At 70.0% G+C, this 15858-nt stretch carries 14 protein-coding genes; 10 read left to right on the top strand and 4 right to left on the bottom strand.

Annotated elements, in window-relative coordinates:
• The first annotated feature begins 16 nt into the window (after window positions 1-16).
• Window positions 17-541 (top strand): winged helix-turn-helix domain-containing protein, encoded by a 525-nt coding sequence (locus tag AB0C19_RS05960; RefSeq protein WP_238682553.1) that lies wholly within the window; start codon window positions 17-19, stop codon window positions 539-541.
• A 92-nt stretch (window positions 542-633) separates the two neighbouring features.
• Entirely contained in the window at window positions 634-1140 is a 507-nt protein-coding gene (locus AB0C19_RS05955) for a VOC family protein (RefSeq protein ID WP_357180087.1), read from the top strand.
• Between the two features lie 69 nt (window positions 1141-1209).
• On the opposite strand, the gene AB0C19_RS05950 is transcribed toward AB0C19_RS05955, so the two are convergent.
• Window positions 1210-2100: a diiron oxygenase gene (locus AB0C19_RS05950; RefSeq protein WP_357180085.1), complete on the bottom strand. Its 891-nt coding sequence runs from the start codon at window positions 2098-2100 to the stop codon at window positions 1210-1212.
• Window positions 2101-2148: 48 nt separating this feature from the next.
• On the opposite strand from AB0C19_RS05950, the gene AB0C19_RS05945 reads away from it, so the two are divergent.
• The 8 genes from AB0C19_RS05945 (at window position 2149) to AB0C19_RS05910 (ending at window position 10494) form a co-directional block, all read left to right on the top strand.
• Complete coding sequence (locus AB0C19_RS05945) at window positions 2149-2877, top strand: TetR/AcrR family transcriptional regulator (RefSeq protein WP_357180082.1); 729 nt, start codon at window positions 2149-2151, stop codon at window positions 2875-2877.
• Entirely contained in the window at window positions 2874-3173 is a 300-nt protein-coding gene (locus AB0C19_RS05940) for a DUF4873 domain-containing protein (RefSeq protein ID WP_357180079.1), read from the top strand. Before AB0C19_RS05945 ends, AB0C19_RS05940 begins: the two co-directional genes overlap by 4 nt.
• Window positions 3174-4667 carry an NAD(P)/FAD-dependent oxidoreductase gene (locus AB0C19_RS05935; RefSeq protein WP_357180076.1) on the top strand — a complete coding sequence of 498 codons (1494 nt, stop codon included), beginning with the start codon at window positions 3174-3176 and terminating at the stop codon, window positions 4665-4667.
• Window positions 4657-5529: an SDR family oxidoreductase gene (locus AB0C19_RS05930; RefSeq protein WP_357180074.1), complete on the top strand. Its 873-nt coding sequence runs from the start codon at window positions 4657-4659 to the stop codon at window positions 5527-5529. Before AB0C19_RS05935 ends, AB0C19_RS05930 begins: the two co-directional genes overlap by 11 nt.
• Entirely contained in the window at window positions 5526-6386 is an 861-nt protein-coding gene (locus tag AB0C19_RS05925; RefSeq protein ID WP_357180071.1) for an alpha/beta fold hydrolase, read from the top strand. Before AB0C19_RS05930 ends, AB0C19_RS05925 begins: the two co-directional genes overlap by 4 nt.
• A gap of 41 nt (window positions 6387-6427) precedes the next feature.
• The gene (locus tag AB0C19_RS05920) at window positions 6428-7048 is read left to right on the top strand and encodes a TetR family transcriptional regulator (RefSeq protein WP_357180068.1); all 621 of its coding nucleotides are present in this window, start codon (window positions 6428-6430) and stop codon (window positions 7046-7048) included.
• A gap of 73 nt (window positions 7049-7121) precedes the next feature.
• A complete protein-coding gene (locus tag AB0C19_RS05915) occupies window positions 7122-8702 on the top strand; it encodes an MDR family MFS transporter (protein WP_357180065.1) in 1581 nt (526 codons plus the stop codon).
• A gap of 232 nt (window positions 8703-8934) precedes the next feature.
• Window positions 8935-10494 carry an OFA family MFS transporter gene (locus tag AB0C19_RS05910; RefSeq protein ID WP_238682613.1) on the top strand — a complete coding sequence of 520 codons (1560 nt, stop codon included), beginning with the start codon at window positions 8935-8937 and terminating at the stop codon, window positions 10492-10494.
• Window positions 10495-10572: 78 nt separating this feature from the next.
• Here AB0C19_RS05910 and nrfD read toward each other — a convergent pair whose 3' ends face one another.
• The 3 genes from nrfD to fdh are packed head-to-tail and all read right to left on the bottom strand — an operon-like array spanning window position 10573 to window position 15857.
• Window positions 10573-11538, bottom strand: a complete 966-nt coding sequence (nrfD, locus tag AB0C19_RS05905) for an NrfD/PsrC family molybdoenzyme membrane anchor subunit (RefSeq protein ID WP_357180061.1) — start codon at window positions 11536-11538, stop codon at window positions 10573-10575.
• On the bottom strand, window positions 11535-12578 hold the full coding sequence (locus AB0C19_RS05900) for a 4Fe-4S dicluster domain-containing protein (RefSeq protein WP_357180058.1): 1044 nt from the start codon (window positions 12576-12578) through the stop codon (window positions 11535-11537). Before AB0C19_RS05900 ends, nrfD begins: the two co-directional genes overlap by 4 nt.
• 3 nt (window positions 12579-12581) lie before the next feature.
• Entirely contained in the window at window positions 12582-15857 is a 3276-nt protein-coding gene (gene fdh, locus AB0C19_RS05895; protein WP_357180056.1) for a formate dehydrogenase, read from the bottom strand.
• Between the last annotated feature and the right edge of the window lies 1 nt (window position 15858).

Genomic DNA, 15858 nt, shown 5'->3' with positions numbered 1-15858 from the left:
GATCCCGGGTGGTGCGGTGGCCGAGGACGAGGCAACGGTGAACAGGGGTGATCCGGCCGACGAGCCGTTCCCACTGCTGATCGCGGTGACCCCGTCGCCGGCCGAGCGCATCCGGCTCGCGGAGCTTCTCGACGGCATCGCACCGCTGCTGCTGGTCGCCGACCTCGACGAGCTGCGCCGGCTGATCGCCGCCCCGCAGCAGGTAGCCGTCCCGTCCGAACCGACGCCGGTCGCCGCCCTGGTGATCGACTCGGCCCGCTCCAGCGCCCGCTGCGGGGAACGTGAGATCGACCTCACCCGCCTGGAACACGACCTGCTGACCTGCCTGATCACCGAGCCGGCACGGGTCTGGAGCTACGCCGAGCTGCACCGGTCGGTCTGGGGTGATGAGGGGCGCGAACGCAAGGCGGACGTTCAGTCGCTGGTCAAGCGGCTGCGCCGCAAGCTGCACGACCTGGGCACCGGGGCCACCATCGATGTCGTGCGCGGCGTGGGGCTGCGGCTGACCGATCACCAGCAGGCGCGGGTCGAACGGGCCTGACGGCGACGTCGCATGAACTGATCTCGCCCTGGGTACGCCAGGAAGATCAGCATCAACACAGGCGACAAAGAGCGCTGGTAAGGAGAGTCAGGATGGCATTCCCCAATCCCTCGACCGTGTCCATCGGGCTGAAGAAGGCCGCGCACGTCGGGATCGCGGTGAGTGACCTCGACCGCTCGGTCGCGTTCTATCAGGCCCTGCTCGGCGCGGAACCGGTCGTTCGGGACGAAAGCATGCACGGTGCCGGTTTCGCGCAGTCACAGGGATTGCCGACGACGAAGCTGCGGTACGCCACGTTCAACCTCGACAACCTCGGGATCGACCTGATCCAGTTCCAGGAGCCGGTCGGCGACGCCGCCCAGGTGGCTGCCAACCGGCCCGGCTCGATGCACCTGTGCTTCCACGTGGACGACGTGCGCGCCGTCTACGACCGGATGAGCGAGGCCGGGTTCGAGTTCCTCGGACAGCCGTACACGTTCGCGTCCGGCGAGGTGGAGCCGCCGGCGGCGGTCGGCACCGCTGTCGCGTACTTCAACGACCCGGACGGGACGAACCTGGAGATCATCGCGCCGAAGGGTGGCTTCGCCCGCAGCGAGTGAGCCCACACGGGCGGCGTGGGGTCCGGCCGGGATCGGCCCACCCCATGCCGCCCCCTGAGGGGCAACGGGTCAGATCAGCCCGGCGCGGGCCCACAGCAGACGCCCCGGCCCAGCCACCAGGCCAACGTGCGCCAGGTTGGCGTGTACCCGTGCCGCGGACCAGCGGAGGGTGGCACGCCAGTGCGGGTTGGCGCGGGCAGCGGCCCGACCGACCGCGGGCGGAATGCCCACCGCCGTGTACACGTCGGGATGGATCAGGCGGTTGGCGATCGTGGAGGCGGCGCGACCGACCAACAGCCGGGCGTACGCCATGCCCACCGGACCGGTGGCCGCGACCGCGGCGGTCAGTTCCTCGCGGGCGAACCGGACATGTCGCGCCTCCTCCACCACGTGGATGCGGGAGACCATCCGGATGAGCGGCTGGAGCGACTCGTCCGCCATGATCTCGCGCTGGAACGCGTCGAGGATCTCCTCCGCGATGAGGATCGCGGCGTACATCCGAGGGCCGCTGGCAGTGGCCTTGAGGAAGCGTCCGAGGTGGTGGTCCACAGTGCTGGCGCGGTACACCGGACAACCCATCGCCTCGATGAGCCGGCCGAACATGATGGAGTGCCGGCACTCGTCGGCGACCTCGGTCAACGCGTACTGGGCCTGCCTGCTGGTCGGGTCGGCGCGGTAGTACTCACGGATCAGCATCTGCATGAGGATCGTCTCGAACCACAGCCCGGCGCTGGCCGCGCTGGCCACCTCCTGCTTGGTCAGCTCGACGCGCTGCTCCTCGCTGAGCTGCTCCCACAGTGACGTGCCGTAGAGGCTGCTGCGCTCTGGCGGGAGCCAGTAGGCGCCGGGGGTGTGCGGGGCGTTCCAGTCGATCTCGACGGTGGGGTCGTAGCTGGTCCGCAGTGAGGACGTGAGTAGTCGCTCGGCGACCGCCGCGCGCCCGGTTTCCGCCGCCTCCATGGCTCCTCCATATTGACGTGACGACCAGTAACTGTTACGAGTAGTAGCATGCAATCGCCGCTCACCGATGTCAATGCGCCCGATCCGCCGGCCACGCCCCCCGACGGCAGTCCGAAGGCGAAGGGCAACGGCCGCCGAGACCGCTGGGCAGACCATCGTGAGCAACGACGGCAGCAGTTGGTCGGTGCCGCCGTGCAGGCGCTGCTGCGGCACGGGCCGGAGGTCGACATGGAACAGGTGGCCGCCGCCGCGGGCGTCAGCAAACCGGTCCTGTACCGCTACTTCGCCGACAAGTCGCAGCTCTGGGTAGCGGTCAGCGAGGTGGTGGCGGCCCGGATGGTCGACACCATCGCGCCCGCGATCGAACAGGTCCGCGAAGAACGTGGCCTGGTCGAAGCGACGATCGACGCCTACCTGGGCGTGATCGAGTCGGAGCCGAGGCTCTACCGGTTCCTGATACACCAGTCCGGCGACCCCGGCATCCACCAGGTGATCGCCGGCACCAGCCGGCAGGTGGCCGCCGGGCTCGCCCGGGTGATCGGCGACCGACTACGCACGTTGGGCCTGGACGCCGGTCCCGCCGAGCCCTGGGCGTACGGCCTTGTGGGTTTCGTGCAGGCGGTCGGCGACTGGTGGACCACGCACGGCCAGCCGATCAGCCGGGCCGCCCTCACCGACTACCTGACCGCCCTGCTGTGGAGCGGCATCGAGGGGGTGCGGGCCAGCGCCGACCTGCCGCACGAGCTCACCCGCGCCCACGAGCGGATCGTGCCGTGAGCTACCACGGCCCGGCGGGTATCGAGGGCAGCGCAGTCCGGGTGCACCTCAGCGGGCGGTGGGAGCCGGTCGACGGTCGCTTCCACTGGGGCGGGCGAATCGAGCCCGAGCCACGGGTGGCCCACCTGCTGCGCTCCGGCCGGCGCGACGTCGAGGTGCGCATCGCCGACCGCGTCCGGGCGGCCCGACTGGCCGAGGTCGATCCGTGGGGCGGCGTACGAATCACCGGCGTGGGCGATCCACCCTGGCCGCCGGTGGCCGACACGACTCGCGCGCCCGACTTCACGGAGGAGTGAATGGAGACAGACGTTGCCATCATCGGCGCCGGCTTCGGTGGCCTGGGCGCGGCCATCCGCCTCCAGCGGGCCGGCTTCACCGACTTCCTCGTGTTCGACCGGGGTGAGGACGTCGGCGGCACCTGGCGTGACAACAGCTACCCGGGCTGCGCCTGCGATGTCCCGTCGCACCTCTACTCGTTCTCCTTCGCCCCCAACCCCGGCTGGTCGAACACGTTCTCCAGCCAGCCGGAGATCTGGGACTACCTACGCGGCTGCGTCGACCGCTTCGGGATACGTCCGAGGTTGCGGTTGCGCCACGAGGTGCGGCAGGCGCTGTGGGACGACCAGCGCCAACGCTGGCTGTTGCGCACCTCGGGCGGCGACCACAGCGCCCGGGTCCTGATCTGTGCCGCCGGCCCGCTCAGCGACCCGGCCGTCCCCGACCTGCCCGGGATCGACGAGTTCGCCGGCACCGTGTTCCACTCCGCCCGATGGCGGCACGACCACGACCTGACCGACCGGCGCGTCGCGGTGATCGGCACCGGCGCATCAGCCATCCAGTTCGTGCCACAGATTCAGCCGACGGTCGAGAAGCTGATGCTCTTCCAGCGCACCCCCGCCTGGATCATGCCGAGGATGTCGCGCCGGATCAGCGCTGTCGAGCAGGCCGCGTTCCGCACCGTGCCCGGTGCGCAGCGGGCCGCCCGGGCGGGGCTCTATCTGGTACGCGAAAGCATGGGCCTGGGCTTCCTGCACCCCGCGGTCAACCGCCTCGCCTCGCGCCTGTCAGTTCGTACGCTGCGGCGTCAGGTCCCCGACCCGATCCTGCGGGACAAGCTCACCCCCCGCTACGCGATGGGCTGCAAGCGGGTGTTGATCTCCAACGACTACTGGCCGTCGCTCACCCGAGCGAACGTCGACGTGGTCACCGCCGGCATCGCCCGGATCGTGCCGGACGGTCTCGTCACCGACGACGACGTCCACCACCGAGCGGACACGATCATCCTCGGAACCGGCTTCCACGTCACCGACTCCCCCGTCGTACGGCGCATCCACGGTCGGGGCGGGCGTAGCCTGGGCGACGCGTGGACCCCCAGCATGCACGCGTACCGGGGCACTACCATCGCCGGCTTCCCCAACCTGTTCTTCCTGCTCGGCCCGAACACCGGGCTCGGGCACACCTCGGTGGTGCTGATGATCGAGGCGCAGCTGCATCTGGTGCTCGCGGCCCTGCGTCACATGCGGGCCACTGGCATCCAGGCCATCGAGCCCACCGCGCGGGCGCAACGACGCTGGACCGAGCGGGTCGACCAGAAGATGGCCGGAACCGTATGGCAGACCGGCTGTTCGAGCTGGTACCTCGACGCCACCGGCCGCAACACCACCATCTGGCCGGGCTTCGCCACCAGTTTCCGCATGCGGCTACGCCGGTTCCGCCCGGCCGACTATCAGATCGCCTCGACCGGCAGCACGCCCAACGAATCGGAGCGGGAGCACGCCGATGCGGTATGACCTGGCGGGCAAGACCATGCTCATCACCGGCGCGGCGCGCGGCATCGGGGCGCAACTGGCCCGCGAGGCCGTCGCCCGCGGGGCCCGGGTCGCCCTCGTCGGTCTGGAGGGCGAGCTGCTCGAACAGCTCAGCGCCGACCTCGACGCGCACTGGTACGAGTGTGACGTCACCGATCAAACGGCGTTGGATGCCGCTGTCGCCTCCACTGTGGACCATCTCGGTGGCATCGACGTCGTCGTGGCCAACGCGGGCATCGCGAACCTCGGCACCGTCGCGGTGGGGCCGGTCGACGCGCTGGTCCGTACCGTCGAGGTGAACCTCTGTGGCGCGATCCGCACTGTCAGCGCGGCGCTGCCTCACGTCACCGCCGCCCGTGGCCACGTCCTGATCGTCTCGTCGGCTGCCGCTTTCACGGCGATGCCCGGGATGGCCGCCTACTGCGCGTCCAAGGCCGGCGTGGAGCAGTTCGCCAACGTGCTGCGCCTGGAGACACGCTCACGCGGCGTCACAGTCGGCACGGTGCATCCGATCTGGATCGACACCGACCTGGTCCGCGACATCCGTGACGACCTGGCGTCGTTCCGCACCGCGCTGCGCCGGTTGCCGTGGCCGCTGTCCACAGTCGTGCCCGTCGAGCAGTGCGTCGAGGCCCTGCTCCGCGGCATCGAGCGCCGCAAGCGCAAGGTGTACGTGCCGCGGTCGCTCGCCCTGGTCCAGGCGCTGCGGCCGGTGGTGCTGAGCGGCCTCTCGGACGCGTTGATCACCCGGTTCGGCGGCCAGACCATGGTCGGCCAGATGGAAGACGAGGTACGCCAGCTCGGGCGTTCCTTTGGCAGGACGTCGGTGGGAGAGCGGTCATGAGCATTCATTTCCGACGTGCGGGCAGCGGAGAGCCGCTCGTGCTCATCCACGGCATCGGTCACCGCCATCAGGCGTGGGAGCCGGTGTTCGACCGGCTCACCGCCCACCACGAGGTGTTCGCGCTGGACCTGCCCGGCTTCGGGAACTCCCCGGTGCCCGGCACCGGCATGCCCGCCGACATGGCCGCCACAGTGGCCGGGGTCCTGCCGGCGCTGACCGAGTGGGGGCTGGAGCGTCCGCACGTCGCCGGCTACAGCCTCGGCGGGGCGATCGCCCTGGAGCTTGCCGCCACCGGGGCTGTCGCCTCGGCCACCGCCTTCTCCCCCGCCGGCTTCTTCACACCGGCGGAGCGCCGACGGGCGCTGGCCATCCTCCGGCTGCTGCGGGCCAACTCGCACCTGCCCACCACGGTCATGCGGGTCGCACTGCGCTCGGCGTACCTACGGGCGTTGTGCTTCGCGCCGCTGATGGCCCGCCCGACGCTGCTGGATGTCGAGCGCGCGCTGGGCGACGCGCTCGCCCTGCGACGCGGCGTCGGCTTCAACGCCGTGGCCCGGGCCGCCCGCGACTATCGCTTCGACTGCCCTCGGCTGTCCGACGCGACGGTGCCGGTGACCATCGGCTGGGGGGACTGCGACCGGATATTCGGCGTCCACCAGGCCGAGCGCGCCCGGGCCGGCCTGCCGGCGGCGCGGGTCGTGACGCTTCCCCGTTGCGGGCACGTGCCGATGAGCGACGACCCGGACCTGGTCGCCGCGCTCATCCTGGAGACCACCGGCGCCGTGCCCCGCACCGAGCGACCGGACCAGTCGGTACGCGTCCAGGTCACGAGTCAGGAAGATCACTTCACACTCTAAAAACTTGCAGGCTGTGCAAGTTCGCTCCTAATCTCGCCGGCGTGACCGACACCGACCACGCTGCGCCCGGACGTCGCGACCGCAAGAAGGCGCAGACGCGGGCCGCGCTGACCGCCGCCGCGCTGCGGCTGGTCGCCGAACGCGGCCTGGAGCACGTCACTGTGGAAGAGATCAGCGAGGCCGCCGACGTGTCCTCACGGACCTTCTTCAACTACTTCACCTGCAAGGACGAGGCCCTCACCGACGACCCTGCACTCGACGGCAACCCGGTCGTGGCGCGACTGGCAGCCGCCCCGGCGCAGGTGTCGGCGTTGCAGGCGGTGCGGGTCGCCCTCGACGAGTCGATCGACTCGATCCAGGCCGACCGGGAGTTGTGGCGGCTGCGACTGACTGTCATCGCCCAGAACCCCGCACTGCTGCCCCGGCTGGTGGCCGGCAACAGCGCGACCGAGCAGGCAATGGTCACGGTCGTCGCCACCCGCCTCGGCGTCGGCCTCGACCACGGGCACCCTCCGCTGGTCGTCGCTGTCGCCGGTGCCGCCTTCCGCACCGCGATGCTGCGCTGGGCCGCCGGCGACGACGCCCGGCCCCTGCACGACTTCGTCGACGAGGCGTTCGCCGCGATCGCCGCCGGCCTGCCGGATCCGCCGTCCCCCTCCTGACCCGCAGGTCCCCGCCCCGCCGCATCAGCTCCGGGGCCAGCCACTGCGCCACAAACCCGACAAGGGAGCGTCAATGACCACCACCGTCCCGCCCGCCGACACCGCCGACGTCGGCACGCGCATGTCGCGTCGGGAGGTTCTGCAGGCCCTCTCCGGCCTGATGGTCGGCATGTTCGTGTCCATCCTCGCCTCCACTGTGGTGGCGAACGCGCTGCCGCGGATCATCGCGGATCTGAACGGCAGCCAGACCGTCTACACGTGGATCGTCACCAGCGAACTGCTCGCCATGACGGCGACGGTGCCGCTGTGGGGCAAGATGGCCGACCTGTACAGCAAGAAGCTGCTGATCCAGTTGTCGCTGGGACTGTTCGTTGTGGGTTCACTCATCGCGGGCTTCACGCCGAACGTCGAGGTTCTGCTGCTCAGCCGTGTCGTCCAGGGCATCGGCGCCGGCGGCATGACCGCGCTGGCCACGATCGTCATGGCGGCGATGATCCCGCCGCGTGAGCTGGGCCGCTACGCCGGCATCTTCGGCGCGGTCTTCGGTGTGGGCACCATCGCCGGTCCGCTCATCGGCGGCCTGCTCGTCGACACGTCGTGGCTGGGCTGGCGGTGGTGCTTCCTGATCGGCGTCCCGTTCAGCATCATCTCCATCGCCCTTCTCCAGCGCACCCTGCACCTGCCGGTCGTCCGTCGCAAGGCGAAGATCGACTGGTTGGGCGCCCTGCTCATCACCTCGGGCGTCTCCACGCTGCTGATCTGGTCGTCCCTGGCCGGCAACAAGTTCGACTGGGCCTCCGGCTGGACCGCGGTGATGGTCATCGGCGGTCTGGTTCTGCTGGCGCTGGCCGTGGTCGTCGAGTCGCGGGCGGCGGAGCCGATCGTCCCGCTGAGCATCTTCCGCAACCGCACCGTCTCCCTGGCCACCATCGCCAGCGTGCTGGTCGGTGTCGCGATGTTCGGCGGCACCGTCTTCCTGTCCCAGTACTTCCAGATCTCGCTGGGCAAGTCGCCCACCGTCGCGGGCCTGATGAGCCTTCCGATGATCTTCGGTCTGCTCGTCTCGTCGACGGTGGCCGGTCAGCTCATCACGAAGTACGGCCGCTGGAAGGCGTACCTGGTGGCCGGCGCCGCGGTGATGACCGTCGGAATGCTGCTGCTCGGCACCATCGACGCCGATACCAGCGTCGTCGTGCTGTCGATCTACATGGCCGTGCTGGGCGTCGGCGTCGGCATGCTCATGCAGAACCTCGTGCTCGCCGCGCAGAACGACGTGCCGGCGCACGAACTCGGTGCCACCACCTCCGTGCTGACGTTCTTCCGCAGCATGGGCGGAGCGATCGGAGTCAGCGCCCTCGGCGCGGTCCTGGCGAGTCGGGTGACCTCGCTGACTACCGAACGGCTCGGCCCGGCGGCGACCGCCGGCGGTGGCTCCGCCGAGGTGCCCGACCTGTCCACCCTGCCCGAGCCGGTGCTGCGCATCGTCCAGGACGTGTACGGCATCGCCACCGCTGACCTCTTCCTGGTCGGCGCGCCGATCGCGCTGCTCGCGCTGATCGTCGTGCTGTTCATCAAGGAGAAGCCGCTGCACACCCTCAGCGGGGACGAACGACGCGCCCAGGAGGAGGCAGCGGCAAAGGCCGCGATCCACTGAGCCGTACGCCAGCAGAGCGGGGGCGGGCCGGTTGGCCCGCCCCCGTTTCCGCGTTTCTCGGTAACGACCTGGCGCGAACTCATCGCCACGTAACGTGAGATTGAGCCGGTCAACGGCTGACGCCAGACGTGCGCCGGGCCGCCACTGCGGCGGCGCCCCTCGGCCAACTGCCGGGTCGGACAGCTCGGCAACGTCGCGGCCTACTCAGCCGCAGGAGGTGTGGACGATGCCCATGCTGTCGGTCTTCGATCCTCGGCACACTGTCGCTCCCCCGGGATACAGCCGCTGGCTCATCCCGACCGCGGCACTGGCCGTGCACGTGTGCATCGGCCAGGTCTACGCGACCAGCGTCTACAAGAACTCCCTCATCGCGCACTTCGACGTCAGCCAGACGGCAATCGGGGCGATCTTCAGTATCGCCATCGTCATGCTGGGCTCGTCGGCGGCGGTGGGTGGCCGTTGGGTGGAGCGGAACGGACCGCGCCGGGCGATGTTCGTCTCGGCGTGCTTCTGGGCCGTCGGGTTCCTGGTCGGCGCGCTCGGCATCGCGACCCAACAACTCTGGCTCCTCTACCTCGGATACGGCGTCATCGGCGGCATCGGGCTCGGCATCGGCTACATCTCGCCCGTCTCCACACTGATCAAGTGGTTCCCGGACCGCCCCGGCCTCGCCACCGGGCTCGCCATCATGGGGTTCGGCGGCGGCGCCCTGGTCGCCGGGCCGCTCGCGCGCCAACTGCTCTCCCTCTACGACTCCGGCTACAACCCCAACAACCCGGCCGCCGTAGCGTCGGGACATGCCCTCGTGGCGCTCTTCGTCACGTTCGGCATCGGCTATTTCGTGATCATGATGTTCGGCCCGTTCAACGTCCGGGTTCCGGCACCGGACTGGCGGCCCGCCGGGTTCGACCCCGCGAGCGTCGCCGCCCGGCCTCTGGTGACGACGGCCAGCGTGTCCGCGTCGAACGCCGTGCGCACCCGGTCGTTCTGGTTGCTGTGGATCGTGCTGTTCTGCAACGTCACAGCGGGCATCGGCATCCTGGAACAGGCAAGCCCGATGATCCAGGACTTCTTCCGGGACAACGGGACCGCCACCACGGTCTCGGTGACGGCGGCGGCCGGTTTCGTTGGAGTGCTGTCGCTGTTCAACATGGCGGGGCGGTTCGTCTGGTCGACGACGTCCGACCTCATCGGCCGCAAGCCCATCTACATGGTCTACCTCGGCGTCGGCATGGTGCTGTACCTGCTGCTCGCCGTGGCCGGGCACTCCGCTACCGCTGTCTTCGTGCTGATCGCCGCAGCGATCATCTCCTTCTACGGCGGCGGCTTCGCCACCATGCCCGCCTACCTGCGTGACCTGTTCGGCACCTTCCAGGTCGGGGCCATCCACGGCCGGATCCTCACCGCCTGGTCGGCCGCGGGTGTCGCCGGCCCGCTGATCGTCAACGGAATCCTCGACACGCAGGGCAAGCCCGGCACCCTCACCGCTGCGGCGTACCGGCCCGCGCTGTTCACAATGGTCGGCATCCTCGCCATCGGGTTCATCGCGAACCTGCTGGTGCGTTCCGTGCCCGAGCGGTTCCATGAACCGAACCGAGGGCCGACCTCGCCAGTGGCGAAGGCCACCGTCACCGAGCCGGTCGCTCTCGGGCGGGACAGCCAGCCGCCGGCGCCGCCGCGCGTCGGTAACCAGACCGGACGGCTCTGGTTGTCGTGGCTGCTGGTCGCGGTGCTACTCGGGTACGGCATCGTCCAGACCGCCATCACCGCCGCGAAGCTGTTCACCGGCTGACGCGCGGCGGCCAGACCGCCTGCGCCGAAACCGAAGGCGCCCCTCCTTGAAGGGGCGCCTTCCGTCTCGCCGATCCGCTCAGAGCGGGGTTGCCGACCGCTTCTCGTCGAGCCGCTCCCGTTGTGGCACGACCGTGTACTTCGGATCGCGGGCGGACACCCGTCCCGCCTCGAAGACGCCGAACCGGGTGGCGACCGACGATGCCACGAGGGCGGCGCCGGAGATCGCCGCCAGGACCCGGCTGCGTCGGCTGACCAGCGCGGTGGCGGTGCCCACGGCGAGCAGAGCGCGTCCCGCCTTGACCAGCCGGCCGCTGCGTCCGTGCGTGTAGGGCTCGCTGGTGAGGCCCTGCCGCTCCAGTTGGTGCCCTCCGCCAAACTCGATGGCCGCGGCGGCCAGCGCGAGTCGTCGTAGTGGGGCGGTCTCCGCGGCCGGTGCCGCGATCAGTCCGACCCCGGACGCGGCGGCGAGCGCGCTGCCGGCGAAGACGAACGGCAGCGACGGGTAGGCGTCGTGCCAGGACGGCACCGCCGTGTCGGCGAGCAGCACCCCGGTGTACGTGGCCAGCGCCGGCGCGGTGGCCGCGGCGGCCAGGCCGGCGACGTTGCCGATGGGCGGTGCGATCCGACGGGCGAGGCCGAGCACACCGTGCTGCGGAAGGAGCGGTGCGAGCTCGGCGACCGCTGCCACGCCGGCCAGCGGGCCGAACGCGGCGAGAATCCAGGTGCCGACCGACATCGGCGAGGTCACCTTGGCCACCCGGAGCATGTGGTGGAACCGGTCCGGCCGGCCGAGGTCGTGCACCAGCAGGTACGTGCTGGCGGCGACGCCGCCGAGGGCCGTCCAACGGCCCACAGTGCGCAGCCCGGGGCGTCCGGTCAGTTGGGCGCCCGCGCCGATCAGCGCACTGCCGGCGGCAAGGCCTCCGGTGAACAGGTAGCCGGCGATGTCGTACTTCCACACCGGCGGCTTCAGTACCGGTCGGCCGTAGTAGGAGGCGAAGTCGGCCGCCGGCACCGTGAGCTGCTCGCCACTGCGCGTCATCGCCGCCTGCCCAGGAACGCGACCGCGGTGGCGACCGCCATCGTCATCGCCGCCAGGCCGGCACGCTTCCACATGGCCGGCAGGTCCCGGGTGGTCACTATCGGGTCCGGTGGCAGCCCGTACACCTCCGGCTCGTCGAGCAGCAGGAAGAACGCTCCGTCACCACCGACGCCGTCGTTCGGGTCGTGCCCGTACAACCGCGCCTCCGGCACGCCCCGCTCATGCAGCTTCGCCACCCGCGCGGCGGCCCGCTCCCGCAACTCGTCCAGTTCCCCGTACTGGATCGACTCCGTCGGACACGCCTGCGCACACGCCGGGGTCATGCCAGCGCCCAACCGGTCGTAGCACAGCGTGCACTTCCACGCCCGACCATCGTCCTTGCGTTGATCGATGACGCCGTACGGGCAGGCGGAGATGCAGTAACCGCAGCCGTTGCAGATGTCCTCCTGCACCACCACTGTGCCGAACTCCGTCCGGAACAGGGAACCTGTCGGGCAGACATCCAGGCAGGCCGCGTGGGTGCAGTGCTTGCACACGTCCGACATCATCAACCAGCGAAAATCCGTCCGCTCCTCCGCGCCCGAGCCCTTCCCCGGCGGCTGCGCACCCGGCATCCCCAGAAACTCCGGCCCGCCCGACATGCGGGCCGCCGCGGCCGGCGAGCCGGTGTCCAGGCCGGGGTCCGTTCCGGTGTCGGTGCTGGTACGCGCGCCGACCGCCGCCGTCACCGGGCTGATCGCCGGCCCGTCCGGGTCCCCCGCGAACGCCGGGGTCGCCCAGCCGGCCGAGCGGGGCTGCTCCACGAACGCGACGTGCCGCCAGGAGTTGGCGGTCAGCGCGCCCGTGTTGTCGTACGACATGCCCAGCAGGTCGAGCCCACTCTCGGGGACGCCGTTCCACTCCTTGCAGGCCACCTCGCACGCTTTGCATCCGATGCAGACGCTGGTGTCGGTGAAGAACCCCATCCGCGGTGGCGGGTTCTCGTAGCCGGCGTCCGGCGCGGGGTCCAGCGGCCCGTACAGGGCGTTGGCGTGGGGCATGGGTCAGACCTCCTGGTCCGGGCCGCTGTCGGCGGAGTCGGTCGTGACCTGCGGTGGGTAGTGCGGGCTGAGGTCGCCGGACCGTCGCCGGTAGTCGACGACGAGAGCCAGCAGCTCGGCGCCCTTCGGGCGTCGCCCGGGACGGACGTCGCAGGTGCCGACCTTGCTCTCCTGGATCAGCACGTTCGGGTCCAGGCTGATGCCGAACAGATCGTTGGCCGAGTCACCGGTGACAAGGCCCTCGAAACCGAAGTGGTACGGCAACCACACCTGGTGGATGATCCGACCGTCCACCCGCAGCGGGGTGAGCCGATCGGTCACCAGCACCTTCGCCTCGATAGCCGCACGGGCGGTGACCAGGTGCGCCCAACCCAGGTGGGTGAGACCACGTTCGGCGGCCAACTCCGGGGACACCTCCACGAACATCTCCGGCTGCAACTCGGCCAGCGGCGACACCGTCCGGCTCATCCCGCCGGCGGTGTGGTGCTCGGTGAGCCGGCTGACAGTGAACACGTACGGGAACACCTGGCTGTACGGTTCCGGCGGGCTCGGGTTGAGCGTGTTGATCGGGTGGGTGTAGACCTTGCGGGTCGGGTTGGCCTGCTGTCGGTAGAGCGGGTTGCGTACCGGCGACTCGACCGGCTCGTAGTGGGTGGGCATCGGTCCGTCGAGCACGCCGGTGGGCGCGTAGAGCCAGCCTTTACCGTCGCCCTGAAGGATGAACGGGTCGTCGCCGGCAATGCCCGCCACACCCGAGGCGTCGTGCGCCGGTCGGTACGACGGCGGTTTGGTCTTTTCGAAGTCCGGCACGTCGTAGCCGGTCCACTCGCTCTTGTCCGCGTCCCACCAGACGTAGCGTTTGCGCTCACTCCACGGGTTGCCGTCCGGGTCGGCGGAGGCACGGTTGTAGAGGATGCGCCGGTTCGCCGGCCACGCCCAACCCCACTCCGGTGCCACCAGGGACTGCTCCGAGCCGGGTTTGCGGCGGGCCGCCTGGTTGACGCCGTCGGCGTACACCCCGGTGTAGATCCAGCAACCGCCGACGGTGGAGCCGTCGTCCTTCATCTCGGTGAACGACGCCAGCGGCCGGCCGGTGGCCACGTCGTACCCGTTGATCTCGCGCAGCACCGCCTCGGCGCTCGGCTCGACGGTCGGGCCGTGCGTGGGGTAGTCCCAGGCGAGGTCGAGCAGCGCACGGTCGCGCGGCTTCGTCGACGTCGCCAACCGTTCCCGGATGACGCGACCGAGGTGGTAGAAGAACCACAGCTCGGAGCGGGCGTCGCCTGGCGGCTCGACGGCCTTCTCCCGCCACTGCAACAGGCGCTGCGTCTGGGTGAAGGTGCCCTCCTTCTCCACGTGGGAGGCGGCGGGCAGGAAGAACACCTCGGTGCGGCACCGCTCGGGCGCGATCTCGCCGGTCTCGATCTCCGGTGCGTTCTGCCAGAACGTGGCGCTCTCGATCATGAACAGGTCCCGGACCACCAACCAGTCGAGGTTGGCCATCCCGAGCCGCTGCGCCCGGCCGTGCGCCGAACCGACCGCCGGGTTCTGCCCGAGCAGGAAATAGCCCTTGATCTTGCCGTCGATCATGTCGAGCACCTGCTGATAGGTGCCGTGGTCGCCGGTCATCCGCGGCATGTACCCGTAGCAGTAGTCGTTGTCGGCGGTGGCCGCGTCGCCCCAGTACGCCTTGAGCAGGTTGACGCCGTAGGTGCGGGCGTTGCCCCAGAAGCCCTTCTGCCCGGGATGCGCGATGCTGTCCACCCACGTGTCCAGGGTCGGGTGGTTGGCGTGGTGCGGCATCGGCAGGTAACCCGGAAGCAGGTTGAACAGCGTCGGGATGTCGGTGGACCCCTGGATGCTGGCGTGCCCGCGCAGCGCCATCACCCCGCCACCCGGGCGGCCCACGTTGCCCAGCAGGAGCTGGATGATCGCGCCGGTGCGGATGTACTGCACGCCGACGCTGTGCTGCGTCCAGCCCACCGAGTAGACGAGCATGCCGGTCCGGTCCCGGCCGGAGTTCTCCGTCCACGCCTGGGCCAGTTCGAGGAACTTCTCCTGCGGGATCCCGCAGACCCGCTCCACCATCTCCGGGGTGTAGCGGGCGAAGTGCCGCTTGAGGATCTGGTAGACGCAGCGCGGGTGCTGCAACGTCTCGTCACGTTCGGTCTCGCCGCCGACGGGCGCGCCGTGCGACTCGTTCTCCAGCCCCGCCGCCGTCTCCCGCTGTGTCTCGCTGTCGCGGGTCGTCTGGTTCTGCGAGTGGCCCTCGTACCGCCAACTGGCCTGGTCGTAGGTGGCGTTGTCGTCGTTGAAGCCGGAGAACAGGCCGTGCATGTCCTCGGTGTCGGCGTACTCCTCGGTCACGATGGTCGCGGCGTTGGTGTAGGCGACGACGTACTCCCGGAAGTCCAGCTCGTTGTCGAGGATGTAGCGCACCACCCCACCGAGCAGCGCGATGTCGGTGCCCGCCCGGATCGGCAGGTACGAGTCAGCCAGCGCGCTGGTGCGGGTGAACCGCGGGTCGACGTGGAAGACCTTCGCACCCTTGCGCTTGGCCTCCATCACCCACTGGAAACCCACCGGGTGCGCCTCGGCCATGTTCGAACCCTGGATGACGATGACGTCGGAGTTCGACAGGTCCTGCTGGTACTGGGTGGCGCCGCCACGCCCGAAGCTGGTCCCCAGACCGGGGACGGTGGAGGAGTGTCAAATGCGGGCCTGGTTCTCGATCTGGAGCGCCCCCATCGCGGTGAACAACTTCTTGATGAGGTAGTTCTCCTCGTTGTCCAGCGTCGCCCCACCCAGACTGGAGATACCCAGCGTCCGGTTGAGCGGTCGACCCTCGGCGTCGACGTCCTCCCAGGTCTCGTCCCGGGCGGCCAGGACCCGATCGGCGATCATGTTCAACGCCGTGTCGAGGTCGAGGTCCTCCCACTCGGTGCCGTACGGCCGGCGGTAGCGGACCGTTGTCTGCCGCAGCGGACTGGTGACCAGGCTCTTGCTCGCCGAACCCTTCGGGCAGAGCCGACCCCGCGAGATCGGACTGTCCGGATCACCCTCGATCTGACTGACCTGCCCGTCCTTCACGAACACCCGCTGACCACAACCCACGGCGCAGTACGGGCACACGGACCGGGCCATCGAATCGGCGGTGTCGGTGCGGGCGGTGAGCGCGCGGGACCCGTCGGACTTCGCCGCGGCACCCCGGCCCAGCGGGTCCGTGCCGGTGAGCTGGCGATAGACCGGCCAACCCTCGAACCAGCTGCGCACCCCCATC

Origin of the sequence: Micromonospora sp. NPDC048842, assembly GCF_040649935.1 — a bacterium.
Taxonomy (GTDB): domain Bacteria; phylum Actinomycetota; class Actinomycetes; order Mycobacteriales; family Micromonosporaceae; genus Micromonospora; species Micromonospora hortensis.
Note: the sequence above shows the minus strand (reverse complement) of the source record. Positions and strands in the feature narration are given on the sequence as shown.

Bases quoted from the DNA above. Each gene is read 5' to 3' on its own strand.
- AB0C19_RS05910 (WP_238682613.1), top strand. From the start codon at position 8,935: ATGCTGTCGGTCTTCGATCCTCGGCACACTGTCGCTCCCCCGGGATAC.
- AB0C19_RS05955 (WP_357180087.1), top strand. From the start codon at position 634: ATGGCATTCCCCAATCCCTCGACCGTGTCCATCGGGCTGAAGAAGGCC.
- AB0C19_RS05925 (WP_357180071.1), top strand. From the start codon at position 5,526: ATGAGCATTCATTTCCGACGTGCGGGCAGCGGAGAGCCGCTCGTGCTC.
- AB0C19_RS05930 (WP_357180074.1), top strand. From the start codon at position 4,657: ATGCGGTATGACCTGGCGGGCAAGACCATGCTCATCACCGGCGCGGCG.
- AB0C19_RS05945 (WP_357180082.1), top strand. From the start codon at position 2,149: ATGCAATCGCCGCTCACCGATGTCAATGCGCCCGATCCGCCGGCCACG.
- AB0C19_RS05950 (WP_357180085.1), bottom strand. From the start codon at position 2,100: ATGGAGGCGGCGGAAACCGGGCGCGCGGCGGTCGCCGAGCGACTACTC.
- nrfD (WP_357180061.1), bottom strand. From the start codon at position 11,538: ATGACGCGCAGTGGCGAGCAGCTCACGGTGCCGGCGGCCGACTTCGCC.
- AB0C19_RS05915 (WP_357180065.1), top strand. From the start codon at position 7,122: ATGACCACCACCGTCCCGCCCGCCGACACCGCCGACGTCGGCACGCGC.
- AB0C19_RS05935 (WP_357180076.1), top strand. From the start codon at position 3,174: ATGGAGACAGACGTTGCCATCATCGGCGCCGGCTTCGGTGGCCTGGGC.
- AB0C19_RS05900 (WP_357180058.1), bottom strand. From the start codon at position 12,578: ATGCCCCACGCCAACGCCCTGTACGGGCCGCTGGACCCCGCGCCGGAC.